The 14,519-nt window shown below is 61.2% G+C and carries 1 protein-coding gene; it reads right to left on the bottom strand.

The genetic code is table 11. From position 1 onward, the window contains the following. Positions 1-35: 35 nt before the first annotated feature. Positions 36-14,450 (bottom strand): Ig-like domain-containing protein, encoded by a 14,415-nt coding sequence (locus C0560_RS17380; protein ID WP_248859167.1) that lies wholly within the window; start codon positions 14,448-14,450, stop codon positions 36-38. Positions 14,451-14,519: the final 69 nt, after the last annotated feature.

The raw sequence follows: 14,519 nt of genomic DNA on the forward strand, positions 1-14,519 counted from the left end.
AAATGCCGCGAGAATCGCTTCTCGCGGCCTGAGGTTTACGCAACTAACAGCTGATGGTTTGCCAGCAAGGTGGCCAGATCCGTCTGTACCCCGTTCAGAGTGACCACCGTGGTCGGATCGAACTGGCTGCCCGTTCCGTCTCGGTCGATCTGAATTTCGGTGTTACTGCCGTTCTGCACCACGCGCAGATAATCCGTAATATTCCCCGCGCTGCTGTCCAGAGTGGCAACACCGTTGACATAGCTCGCCGAGCCGGTGCCGGTATACCCGCTGTCGGATAACAGCTCGCGCAGATCGATACGGTCGGTATCCGCCGTCCCTTCCCAGGTCCCGACGGTAAAACCGTTAACCTGATCGCTGCCGTTACCGCCCGTGGCGTCAGCGGCGTTGATGAGCTTGTACAACAGCGTATCGTGCCCGCCGCTGCCAATATTGAAGGTGTCGTTCCCGCCACGGCCTTCGAACTGGTTATCCCCGCTGTTGCCGGTGATCACGTCGTCGAAGTCTGAGCCAGCAATCCCTTCAATATTCTTCAGGGTGGTGGTGTTAAACCCGGTGTTCTGGGCCGTCGTGACGCTCAGGTCCACCGTGATGCCCGCGCTCGCATTGCGGTAATCGACCACATCCATCCCGCCGGTGTTGCTCCAGGTATCGTGATCCGACGTGGTGCTCCAGCCGCCGGAACCGTTGTAGGTATAACTTCCCTCTTCGGCGATAAAGGTGTCGTTATAGCCGGTCCCGGTCAGCGTTCCGCTGTGCCCCCCCGTCGCGGCATCGGCTGTCAGCACGTAGCCTTCTTTGCCGTTGCCTGCTTCCAGTCCGTCCCAGGTCACGTTGGCGGAAGCGCCGTTGGTGAACTTAACAATCTCTGCGGAGTAGGTTTCATCCGGATTTAGGCCGTAGAAACTGACCAGCGCCGAGCTGTCATTCACCCCGAAACCGGACTGGGCGTTGATGATTTGCGACGCCACCAGCTCACCGCGCGCGTTGTACAGATTCACGGTGTTGCCGTAATAGCTGTTGATGCCTTCGCTATCGACAATACGCAGGTGCATGGCCGTGCCGTCTGCAATGGTCTGTTTGTTCTGCACATAGACCACTTTGCCGTTTTGCTGAGACACCAGCAGATCCTTCGCGCCATCCCAGTTGTAATCCACCGCCGCAATCCCGGTGACATTCACCAGGCCAGTTGCCAGCTGGCTTGACGTCCACGTCGTCCCGTTATTGTTGTTGGTGAACAACGTCGCGGTTTGCGATCCGCCGTAGGTGCTGAACTTGATCACGTCCATTTGGCCGTCACCGTTCCAGTCCACCGCCGCCGACAGATAACCCGCCGTGGCGTTTGAGGCTTCCACTGCACTCTTCGAGGCCGACAGCTGGCCGTTACCGTCGTTGTAATAGATCACACCGCCGGTATTGCCGTAGCTGCTGCCGAGATAGAGATCCATATACCCGTCGCCGTTGAAATCAGCCCAGGTCATCGACGCCGCCGTGGTGGTGTTTGCCGCGTTCACCACAAACACATTGGTGATGGTTTGCCCGACCGTGAGTGTGCCATTCCCGCCGTTGTTGATGACCGTCATCGAGTACGCACCGCTGCGGTTGGTGTGCTGGACGATATCCACGGTGCCGTCGTTGTTAATGTCCACCCCGGAGATTTCACGTCCTGAGTCAAACTGGCCGTAGAAACCGCCTTCCCCGCCGGTTCCATCCGGTGTCAGCGTGCCGTTGTTGTTGATCAGGTAGGTCAGGGAGTCCATCCCGGCATCGCCGTAGGCCATGTCCAGATAACCATCACCGGTCTTGTCGTAGGCAATCACGCCGCCGTACCAGATAGTGGTGCCCATCGCCAGCTGGCTGGCGGTGTAGCTGGTGCCGTTGTAGGTCCACATCACCTGCGTTGAACCGGCGTAGGTGGTCTCCGTGGCGAAAATATCCGCTGTACCGTTTCGGTCGAAATCTGCCGCCGTCTGGCTCACCACGTTATAGCCACGGGTGTTGGTCAGGGCGGTATTGCTGTAGGTCGACATATCGCTGCTGGAATACGAGCGTCCGTTGGCGATGATATTCCACAACCCGCTGCTGTTCATGCCGAGCGTCAGGGTGGAGTTGTCGCTGCTGCCGGTGGTGCTGGCCCAGTCGGTATTCACCGAGTCGGTTCCGATGGTCAGGCTGCCGGTGGTGGTGCCTGTCGTGTTGCCGTTACCCGCGCTGCTCTTCACCTGCGCCGTCACGCTGTAGCTGCTGGCAGCCAGCGCATCGCCGTCCGGTATCTGCACATACCAGGTGTTGTGATTCGGGTCGACCACTACCGCACCGCCGGTTTCGGAGGTGTAGGTTTTGCCGTTAACTGTGACCACCAGATACTCGCCGTTGGTCAGCTCAGCGGACAAGGTCCCGCTCAGGATCGGCGTGGTGTCCGACGTGGTCTGCCCGGTGATCGCCGCCGTAGTGGTCGGAATGCTGGTATCGACGCGCAGCACGAAATCATCGGAATCCGTGCTGTTCCCCGCCGTGTCGGTGACACGCAGCACGTAGGTGTGGTTTCCGTCGATCAGACCGCTGTCCTGGAAGTACCAGCTGGTCGCCCCGTTCATCGTGACCTGACCCAGCTTCACGCCGTCGCGGTACAGTTCGGCAATTTCACCCGCCGCCAGGGCCTGATTCAGCGTCCCGTTGATCTGTGGCGTGGTGTCATCGGTGGCGACAGACGATCCGAAATCGCTCTGGCGCTCGCCTTCGTTGTCCGTGTAGCTCACCACGGTACCCTGCGTGACAGGCGGTGTGGTATCAACCGTCACCACCTGCTGCGCGGTCGAGCCGACGTTGCCCGCCTCATCGATAATGCGCACCTGGTAGGTGTGGTCACCTTCCGGGAGCACGCGAGGATCGGTGTAGCTCCACTGCGTCTGTGTCACCGTGGCATCGGTCCAGGTGGCACCGCCATCCATACTAATCTGCACGCGCTCGTCGCTGGCAAGCGCTCTGCCAAGCGATCCGCTGACCGTCAGGGTGGTATCGTTGGTGATAAAATCACTCGCGGATTGCCCGGTGTCATCGCTGATGGCATCAACCGTAATACCGTATTGCGGTGCCTGGGTATCGACAGTCACCACCTGCGAGGTGGTCGCGCCCACGTTGCCCGCCTGATCCACCACGCGAACCTGATAGCTATGGTCGCCATCGCCCAGCGTACGCGTGTCGGCATACTGCCATTGGATGCCGTTGACCGTGGCATAGACCCAGGTCTGCCCACCGTCGAGACTCACCTGGACAAACTCATTCGCCCCGAGCGTTGCCCCCAGCGTGCCATGCAGCGTGTAAGAGGTTTCGCTGGTCAGGAAGTCATTGTTATCAAAGCCAGTATCGACGGTGATGTTATCCACCGTAACGGTAATCGCCGCATCAGGCGCAATCGTATCGACAGTCACCTGCTGATGAGCGGAATCCCCCACGTTACCCGCCGTATCAATGACGCGTACCCAGTAGTCGTAAGTCTGGTTTTGCAGCGTGCGACCGTCCGCGTAGTACCAGCTATTGCCTACCACGGTGACGTTCTGCCAGGTATTGCCGCCATCGAGGCTAATCTGCACGTACTCGCCGTCCGACAGCGTCGCGCCCAGCGAGCCGTGCAGAGTCAGGGAGGTATCCTGGGTGACAAAGTCACTGTTGCTCAGCCCGGTGTCGTCGCTGATGCTGTCGATGGTGACGGTTTTACTCGCGTCCGGCACCACCGTATCAATGGTCACCACCTGGCTGGTGGTGGCGCTGATGTTGCCTGCGTCGTCAATCACGCGCAGCTGATAGTTGTAATCGCCGTCGGCCAGCGTGCGGCCATCGACCCAGGTCCAGCCCAGGCCGCTCACGCTTACGTTAGTCCAGGTGACGCCACCATCAGTGCTGATTTGCGCGTGTTCGCCGTTGCCCAACGCCGCGCCCAGCGTCCCTTTCAGGGTGATCTGGTTATCGCTGGTAATAAAATCGCTGCCGGACAGCCCCGTATCCTGGGTCACAGAATCCACGGTAATGGTGGTGGAGGCCGGTGCGGTGAGATCGACCACCACGTTCTGGCTGTCGGTCGCGCCCACGTTACCCGCGTTATCCACCACCCGGACCTGATACGTGTAAGTCCCGTCCGTCAGCGTGCGGCCATCGGTATAGCGCCATTGCGTGCCGGTGACCGTCAGATCGCTCCAGGTCACGCCGCCATCAAGGCTGATCTGCGCCTTCTCGTTATTGCCGAGCTGCGCGGTCAGGGAGCCGTTGACGATAACCTGATTATCGTTAGTGATGAAATCGCTGCTGCTCAGGCCGGTGTCGTTGTGCAGAGAATCAATGCTGATCCCCATCGACGGCGCAGTCAGATCCACCGTCACGTTATGGCTATCGCTGGCGCTGTTGCCGATGGTGTTGCTGACCTCGGCATGAATGACATATGCGCCACCGTCGGCCAGTGCGGTCACATCCGCGCTGCCCAGGGTGTATTCCCAGCTGCCGTCGTTTTGAACGGTTGTGGTGTAAGTTTTGCCGTTCAGCGTGAGGGTGACCGTGCGGCCCGCAGGCGCGTCGGTGGTGCCGCTGATCACCAGCGGAGTGCCGTGCTCTGCGGCGTTGATAATGTCATCGTCGGCAAAGGTGTTGATGCTGATGGTCGGCACGTCACCGTTCAGGGTCACGTCATGCGTGGTGCTGCCAGGGTTTCCGGCTTTATCGCTGACGGAGGCGGTAATGGTGTAATCACCGTCGCTCAGGCCGAGGAAATCGCGCCCGGAGACAAACACCGACCATTTACCGTCGGCGTCAACCATCGCCTGATAGCTGTGGCCGTTGAAGGTCACCGTCACCCTCTGGCCCTGTTCGGCGGTCGATGTGCCGCTGAGGGTTTGCCCCGCCAGCTGCTCGCTGTTGTTCACGATATCGTCGCCCGCCACGGTATCAATGGTAATGACCGGCGCAACGGTATCCACCGTCAGGGTATGGGTGGTCTGCCCGCTGTTACCGGCTTTATCGCTTACCGACGCGGTGACGGTTAACGCCCCTTCGTTCAGCGCCGCAAGATCCGTTGCCGGAACATTCAGCGTCCAGGTTCCGTCGCTGGCAATCTGGGCGGTATAGGTCTTGCTGCCCAGCGTGACAGTAACCATTTGTCCCGCTTCCGCGCTGGACGAACCGTGGATCGTCAGCGGCTGCTGCTGTTCGACGGCATTCAGAACATCGTCGCCCGCGAGCGTGGCGATACTGACCACCGGCGGCGTGGTATCGACGCTCACCGTGTGGGTGGCTGACGCACTGTTACCCGCGCTGTCCTGGGCGGAGACGGACACCTGATAGTGCGCGCCATCCGCCAGCCCCGCGACGTCTGCCGCAGGAACAGTGGTTGTCCAGGAGCCATCGCTCTGGATGTTCGCCGTATAGTTTTTACCATTCAGCGTAACGGTCACCTGCGTCCCGCTGGCGAACTGGGTGCTTGAGCCGCTGATGGTCAGCGCGCTGCCCGCTTCCGCCGCGTTAATCACATCATCGCCGCTGATGGTTGCCACCGTCAGGGAGACAGAAGCGGTGTTCACCACCACGTCGTGCGTCTGGGTGCTGCTGTTACCCGCGCTGTCCGTCACGGTGGCGCTGATGGTTACCGTACCGTCCTGCAACGCTGAAATCACGCTGGCTGGCACACCGACGCTCCACTTGCCGCTGGCATCCACCGTGGTGGTGTACTGCTGGCCGCCGATCGTGATAATGAGCTTATCGCCCACCGCCGCGCCCGTCGCCGTACCGCTGACAATCTGCGCCTGTCCGTGCTCAACGCTGTTGATGACGTTATCGCCCGCCACCGTATTGAAGCTGATAACGGGCGGCGTGGTATCGAGAGTGATCGCCTTGCTGGCGCTGCCCGGGTTTCCGGCGTTATCGCTCACGCTGACCTGCACCGAATAGCCGTTATCCGCCATCGCCGCCAGATCGCCCGCCGGAACAGAGAGACTCCAGCTACCGCCGGCCTCTACCTGGGCGGTGTACGTTTTACCGCCCAGCATGACGGTCACCGTCTGGCCCACTTCTGCGGTAGTGGTACCGGAAATCACAATCCCTGCGGCGGCTTCGCTACCGTTAATGACGTTATCCCCGGCGACCGTATCAATCGTGACGGTCGGCGCAGTGCTGTCGACGCTGTACTCGCGACCCGCCGAGGCGCTGTTGCCGTTGACGTTGGTGACGCTCACCTGCACGCTGGCGTCGCCCTCTTTCAGACCGTTCAGATCTGCCGATGGCACCGTGACGGTCCATTTCCCGTCTGCATCCACCTGCGCGGTATAGGCTTTCCCGCCAAAGGTGATGTTGACCGTCTGATTCGCTTCGACGTTCGTGGTGCTGCCGGAGAGCACCAGGTCCGCCCCTTTTTCCGCCGCATTGATCAAATCGTCGCTCGTAATGGCATCGATACTGATCGCCACGTCCGCCAGATCGACTTTCACGTCGTGGTTGATCGAGACCGGATTCCCGGCGCTGCTCTGGCCGGCCACCGTAATGGTGATGTTGCCTGCCGCCAGCGCACCGACGTCTGCCGCAGGGACAGCGGCGCTCCAGGTGCCGTCCGCCAGCACCGTCGCCGGATAGGTTTTGCCGTTGACGGTCACGGTCAGGGCGCTGCCCGCCGGGAGGCCGTCGCTGTCGCCGGTGATAATCAGGTTCTGCCCGTGTTCGATGCGGTTGATCACGTCATCGCCCGCCACGGTATCCACGCGCAGGCCCGGCAGGCTGGCGTCGATGGTGATGTCACGCTCGCCGGAACCGCTGTTGCCCACGCCGTTGGTGACAGAGGCGGTGACGGTCAGATCGCCGTTGCCCAGTGCCGTCAGCACGTCCGCTGGGACGTTCACCGACCAGCTCAGATCGTTCTGCACCGTGGTGGTGTAGGTGTTGCCACCGATGGTGACGGTCACGGTGTTGCCCTGCTGGGCATTCACCACCGTGCCGCTGATGGTCTGGCCCGCCGCCACTTCGTCGGCGTTGATCACGTTGTCCGTAGCAATCGCGTTGATGGTGACGCCTGGCTGCGCCGTATCCACCTGCAGGTTTGCACTGCCGCTGATGCTGTTGCCCACGCTGTTGGTGGCGCTGACGTTAAGGGTGTAGTTTGCTTCGCCGAGACCCGCGAGGTCGGCTGCCGGTATTGTCAGGCTCCAGCGGCCATCTGCGGCCGTTGTGGCGGTGTACTGCTTACCGTTCAGCGTGACCGTCACCCGTGTGCCTTCGGCCAGGTTTGCGCTGATCCCGTCGACGCTCAGGTCGTGACCTTTTTCTACGGCGTTCAGCACGTTATCGCCGGAAATGGCATTGAAGCCCAGAGACGGCAAACCGGTATCGACAGTTACGTTATGGCTGCCGCTGCCGGTGTTACCGGCTGCATCGGTGACGTTCACGGAGACCGTCACCGTGCCATCGCTGAGCGCCGAAATCACGCTGGCTGGCACGCCAACGCTCCAGTTGCCGCTGGCATCCAGCACCGTGGTGTACGTCTGGCCGCCGATGGTCACAGTGACGCTATCGCCTGCCGCCGCGCCGGTGGCTAAACCACTGATGATTTGCGCCTGAGCGTGCTCGGCCACGTTAATGACGTCATCGCCCGCGATGGTATTGATGGTGATCACCGGAACGGTGACATCCACCGTCAGGTTGCGATCAACCGACGCCGGGTTACCGGCTTTGTCAGCCACCGAGGCGTGGATCGTGGTAATGCCGTCCGCCAGGCTCGCCACATCCGCCGCCGGAACGTCCAGCGTCCAGCTGCCGTCTGCGCCTACCGTGGTGGTGTAAGTTTTATTGTTCAGCGTCACGACGACCGGCTGGCCCGCTTCCGCCGTGCTGGTGCCGCCGATCGTCAGATCAGCTTGCGCTTCTGCCGCGTTGAGAATGTCGTCTGCCGCAACAGTGTTGATCGTCACGCCCGGCGCGGTGCTGTCGACGCTGTACTCGCGTCCCGCCGAGGCGCTGTTGCCGTTGACGTTGGTGACGCTCACCTGCACGCTGGCGTCGCCCTCTTTCAGACCGTTAAGATCTGCCGATGGCACCGTGACGGTCCATTTCCCGTCCGCATCCACCTGCGCGGTATAGGATTTCCCGCCAAAGGTAATGTCGACCGTCTGGTTCGCTTCGACGTTCGTGGTGCTGCCGGAAAGCACCAGGTCCGCCCCTTTTTCCGCCGCGTTGATCACATCGTCGGTCGTAATGGCATCAATGCTGATCGCCACGTCCGCCAGATCCACTTTCACATCGTGGTTGATGGAGACCGGGTTTCCGGCGCTGCTCTGGCCGGCCACTGTAATAGTGATGTTGCCTGCCGCCAGCGCACCGACATCTGCCGCAGGAACGGCGGCGCTCCAGGTGCCGTCCGCCAGCACCGTCGCCGGATAGGTTTTGCCGTTGACGGTGACGGTCAGGGCGCTGCCCGCCGGGAGACCGTCGCTGTCGCCGGTGATAATCAGGTTCTGCCCGTGTTCGATGCGGTTGATCACGTCATCGCCCGCCACGGTATCCACGCGCAGGCCCGGCAGGCTGGCGTCGATGGTGATGTCGCGCTCGCCGGAACCGCTGTTACCCACGCCGTTGGTGACGGAGGCGGTGACGGTCAGATCGCCGTTGCCCAGCGCCGTCAGCACGTCCGCCGGGACGTTCACCGACCAGCTCAGATCGTTCTGCACCGTGGTGGTGTAAGTGTTGCCGCCAATGGTGACGGTCACGGTGTTGCCCTGCTGGGCGTTCACCACCGTGCCGCTGATGGTCTGGCCCGCCGCCACTTCGTCGGCGTTGATCACGTTGTCCGTAGCAATCGCGTTGATGGTGACGCCTGGCAGCACGGATTCCACGTTAACCGTATGCACCGCGCTCCCGCTGTTGCCTGCGCTGTCGGTTGCCGACGCGCTAATGTCATACAGCGCTTCACCCAGCGCCCCGACCTGATCCGCCGGAACGGTGGTGGTCCATTTGCCCTCGCCGTTGACGATGGCGCTGTAGGCTTTGCCATTGAGCATCACCGTCACCATCGCGCCAGCCGCCAGGCCCGTCGCGGTACCGCTGATCGTCAGCTCCTGGGCTTTTTCGGCGTTGTTGATAACGTCGTCACCGGAGACCGTATCAATGGTCAAGACCGGCGCAGTGAGGTTGACCGCCACGTCATGGGTGGTGGTGTCGCTGTTACCCGCTTTGTCCGTCAGCGTTGCCGTGAGGGTATGATCGCCCGCGATCAAGGCTCCTACGTCTGCCGCCGGAACGCCCACGATCCAGTTGCCAGAGGCATCCAGCGTGGCGGTGTAAGATTTGTTGTTGAGGGTGACGGTCACGACATCGCCCGCTTCAGCACCCGTCACGTGGCCCGTGACGATCAGCGCCTGGCCGTGCTCGGTGCTGTTGATGATGTCATCGCCGGAAAGGGTATCGATGGTTAACTGCGGCACCGTGGCGTCCACCAGCACATCACGATCGGCGCTCGCCGGGTTGCCCGCTTTGTCGGCCACGGATGCGGTCACGGTGTACTGACCGTCGCTGATTCCGGCCAAATCGGCCGCCGGAACGGTGACGCTCCAGTTGCCCCCCGCCAGAACCGTGGTGGTGTACTCTTTTCCGTTCAGCGTGACGGTTACGGGTTGACCCGCTTCGGCGTTGGTCGTCCCGTTCACCACCAGATCCTGCTGCGCTTCCGCCGCATTGACGATGTTGTTATCGCTGATGATCTCGATTGAAAGTGACGGCGCGGTAGCATCGACGCTGTACTCGCGGCCTGCCGAGGCGCTGTTGCCGTTGACGTTGGTGACGCTCACCTGCACGCTGGCATCGCCGTCTTTGAGACCCGCCAGATCCGCCGATGGCACGGTGTACGTCCAGTTGCCGTTGGCATCAACGGTCGTGGTATAGGTTTTGCCCCCAAAGGTCAGGGTGACCGTCTGGTTTGCTTCGACGTTCGCCGTGGTGCCGGAGAGCAACAGATCGGTCCCTTTCTCCGCCGCGTTGATCACATCGTTGCTGGCAATCGCGTCAATGCTGATTGCCACATCCGCCAGATCAACCTTCACGTCATGGCTGATAGAGACCGGATTCCCGGCGCTGCTCTGGCCTGCCACCGTGATGGTGACGTTGCCTGCCGCCAGCGCACCGACGTCTGCCGCAGGAACGGCGGCGCTCCAGGTGCCGTCCGCGAGGACCGTCGCCGGATAGGTTTTGCCGTTGACCGTTACGGTCAGCGCGGAGCCTGCCGACAGGCCGGTGCTGGTGCCCGTCACCATCAGGTGCTGGCCGTGTTCAACGATGTTAATCACATCGTCGCCCGCCACCGTGTCCACGCGCAGCCCCGGCAGATTGGCGTCGATAGTGATATCGCGCTCACCCGTACCGGTATTGCCGTGACCATTCGTGACCGATGCTTCTACCGTCAGATCGCCGTTGCCGATTGCGCTCAGCACGTCTGCCGGGACATCCACCGACCAGCTGAGATCGCTTTTAACGGTCGTGGTGTAGGTGTTGCCGCCGATAGTCACCGTAACGGTATCGCCGTTCGCCGCGCCGCTGACTTTACCGCTGAGGGTCTGCCCGGTCGCCACTTCCGAGGCGTTGATAATATCGTCGCTGGCGATGGCATTGAGGGTGATCACCGGCAGGGCGCTGTCGACCAGCACGTCGTGCGTGGTGCTGCTGTTATTGCCCGCGCTGTCCGTGACGCTGGCCGTCACGGTGTAATTCGCCTCACCCAGCGCGCTGACCGCCGAGGCCGGAACGGTTACCGTCCAGTTCCCGCTGTCATCCGCGATGGCGGTGTATTGGATGCCGTTGAGCGTGACGGTGATCACCGTGCCCTGCGGCTGGTCGCTGGTGCCAGAAAGTGCCAGATCTGCGCCTTTTTCAGCCGCATTGATCACGTCGTCATCGGCAAGCGTGTTAATCGCAATCACCGGTTTTGCGGTGTTCACCACCACGTCCACCGAGTTACTGCCCGTATTCCCGGCACTGTCAGTCACGGAGACGTCGATTGTCCAGGTTCCGTCTGCCAGCCCCTGAATCACGGAGGCGGGCAGGCCCAGGCTCCAGTTGCCCGCCGCATCCACGGCGGTGGTGTAATTCACGCCGTCAATGGTGACGGTCACCAGATTGCCTGCGGCCGCGCCCGTCACCGAGCCACTTAAAATCTGCGCCTGCGAGTGGGCGGTGTAGTTCACGGTGTTAGTGTCGGTGACAAAATCATTAATCGTCACCTGCGGAACCGTAGCGTCGACCAGGCCGATTCGATCGGTGCTGGCGCTGTTTCCGGCCACGTCGCTGACGCTCGCGTTGATCGTCACGTTGCCGTCGGCGAGGGCACCCACATCGGCGGCAGGAACGCTCAGCTGCCAGCTGCCGTCATTCTGCACAATCGCCTGATAGGTTTTGCCGTTCAGGGTGAGGGTCACGGTCTGGCCCGCTTGCGCGCTGGTGCTGCCGCTTAAAATCAGATCCTGCTGCGCTTCTGCAGCGTTGATGATGTTGTCGTCGGTCAGGTTGTCGATAGCAATCGTCGGCGGCTGAGTGTCCACCGTGATCACGCGTGACGCATCGGCGCTGTTGCCGCTGGTGTTGGCTACGCTCACGCTAACCTGCGCGCGCCCGTCGCTCAGCCCGTCCATCGCGCTGGAAGGGACCGTCAGGCTCCAGGAGCCGTCCTGCTGAACCTGGGCCGTGAAGGTCTGATCGGCAAATTTCACTACCACCGTCTGGCCCGCTTCGACGCCCTGCGTCTGGCCGGAAAGGGTGAGGTCAGCCGCTTTTTCGGCGGCATTCAGCATGTCATCAAGGGTCACCGTATCGATGGACACGGCGACAGGGGAGAGATTCAGTTCAATGGGATGTTCAGCGGAAACGGTATTGCCCCACTGATCCTGCGCGCTGGCCACAACCAGAATATCGCCCGCGCTCCAGTTTTGCAGGTCTGCCGCCGGAACACCGATCTGCCAGCTGCCGTTGGCGGCAATGACCGCCGGATAATCGATATTGTTGATGGTGACGGTCATTTGTGAGCCTGGCGCCAGGTGGCTGCTTGAGCCAGTGACAGTCAGATCCTGATGCTGCTCGATGGCGTTAATAACGTCGTCGCCAGAGATGGTGTTGACGCGCAGGCCCGGCAAGGCGGCGTTGATATTAATATCGCGCTCGCCGGTGCCCGTATTGCCGTGGGCGTTGGTCACCGATGCCGTGAAGGTCAGATCGCCGTCGCCAAACGCGTTCAGATCGGCGGACGGAATCAGTACATTCCAGCTCAGGTCGTTGCCGACGATGGCGGTGTAGCTTTTGCCGCCGACGGTAATGGAGACGGTGTCGCCCGCAGCCGCACCAACGACGCGGCCACTGAGCGTCTGGTCAACGGCGACTTCCGCATTGTTGACCAGATTATCGCCCGCAAAGGTATTGATGATCACCTGCGGCAGCGCCGTATCCACCAGCAGCATGGCGTCCGCGCTGCCGACGTTGCCCACGCTGTCCGTTCCGCTCACGCTTACGGTGTAGAGGGTATTCGCCAGATTCAGCACGTCAGTCACCGGCACCTGTACCGACCAGACGCCGTTCTCCACGGTGGCCTGGTAGCTGATGTTATTCAGGGTTACGGTTACCGCGCTGCCGTTCGGCAGATTACTGGTGCCGCTGAGATCGAGTGGCAACATCGCTTCCTGAGCGTTCAGCACGTTGTCCTGGCTGATAGGGTCGATCGTCAACTCAGGTGCTGCACCGCTCAGGGTAAAATCGTGAGTGGCATTCCCGGTGTTACCGGCCGCATCCGTCACTGCAACAGAGAGCGTAAAGTGACCTTCGCCGAGCGCACGGATGTCGTTCGCCGGAACGCCTACGCTCCAGCTGCCATCGGCTTGCACGACGCCCGTATAGTGCTTACCGCCCAGCGTCACGGTAACCACGTCACCTTCGGCTGCGCCGCTCGCGCGACCGGAAATAATCTGCGCCTGACCCTGCTCATCGGCATTGATCACGTCATCACCCGCGACGGCGTTCACCGTCACGACAGGGGCTACGGTATCGACGCTGAAATCAGCGGTGGTGGAGGTGGGATTTCCGGCTTTGTCGTTGACGTTTACGGTGACCGTATGGGAACCCTCAGCGAGTGCGTTGACGTCGCTGTTATTCAGGGTCAGGGACCATGTGCCGTCACTGCCGACGGTGGTGGTGTAGTTTTTACCGTTGAGGGAGACCGTGACAATTTGCCCGGCCTCGGCGTTGGTTTTACCGCTCAGCGTTAATGGCTGGCCGTGCTCGGCGGCGTTGAGGATGTTGTCCTGCGAAATGGCATCCACGGAGAGCGTCGGCGCGTGGGCATCTACGTTCAGCGTCTGATTTCCGGTGACGGTATTGCCCGCCGCGTCTTTGCCGGTCACGGTGACCGTCCTGGTGCCGTCCGCCAATGCCTTCGCATCAGCCGCCGGAACGTTAACGCTCCATGCGCCGTTCGCGCCGACTTCAGTGGTGTAGGTCTTACCGTTCAGCGTGACGGTCAGGTCGGTGCCCTGCGCGAGATGTTTGCTGGTGCCGGACAAGGCAAATCCTGCGGACTGCTCGCTGGCATTGATGACGTTATCTCCGGCAGTGGTGCTCAACGTCACGCTGGCATCGGCGGTGACCACATTCACGGTGATGCTGCCCGCAGAAGTCGTTTTGCTGCCGTCGATTTGCACTACCGACCAGGTGTGTTCACCGTCGGCTTGCGTCGGCAGTTTTACCGTCCAGGTGCCATTGGTGCCGACCATCGCGCTGGCGATGGTGTTGCCGCTGCTGTCCTTGATCTGAATGGTCGCGCCCGGCTGGCCGGTGCCGCTAAAGGTCGGGGTGTTATCGTCCGTGACCTCTTTTGCACTCAGCACACCCTGCTTGTCACCCTGTTTATCCGTCACGAGGAAGGTCGGCGTCGCGCTTTCGACCTCTTTGGTGTTGTCGATGACTTTGGTTTTGGTGTCACCATCACCGCCGTGCGCCAGCAGCGCGCCAATCGCCCCGCCGCCTAACGCGGCCCCGGCGATCCAGCCCCACGGGGCATCGCTTAAGCTACTGGCCTGCTCAAGGAACGGCTCGATGGTGGAAATCGGCGTGGCCTGCGCGCTTAATTCCACCGCCGCCATCCCCGCGGCCTCTTCCGTCTCTGCAAAGGTGATATGAGTCAGTTCCTGCTGGTCGTTAAACACCAGTTCGGAATGGTTTTTGCCCTCTGGATCGTCGAGAAAATAGTTATTGCATCGAATCACGCTGCCATCTTTCATGTAAATCAGCAGATCCTTACCCTGGCGCATATAACGTGCGACATCCTGGGCCGATCCGTGGATTTCAATGACACTGGGTGCAGAAACAGATACCGAGAGATTTCCCTCTCCGGTCAATACTGTTTTCTCAGCGGTTTTGCGAATAATGACATCGACAATCTTAGCGTTACTCATATTTCTCTCCTTGCAGGTACACGGGTGCCTGTGAGTATTTCTATCCTGAGGATGTGACTATCCCCGGGA

This window comes from Lelliottia sp. AC1, assembly GCF_023278595.1.
Taxonomy (GTDB): Bacteria; Pseudomonadota; Gammaproteobacteria; order Enterobacterales; family Enterobacteriaceae; genus Enterobacter; species Enterobacter nimipressuralis.

Excerpts from the sequence above, each read along its gene's own strand:
- C0560_RS17380 (WP_248859167.1), bottom strand. The coding sequence starts at position 14,450 with ATGAGTAACGCTAAGATTGTCGATGTCATTATTCGCAAAACCGCTGAG.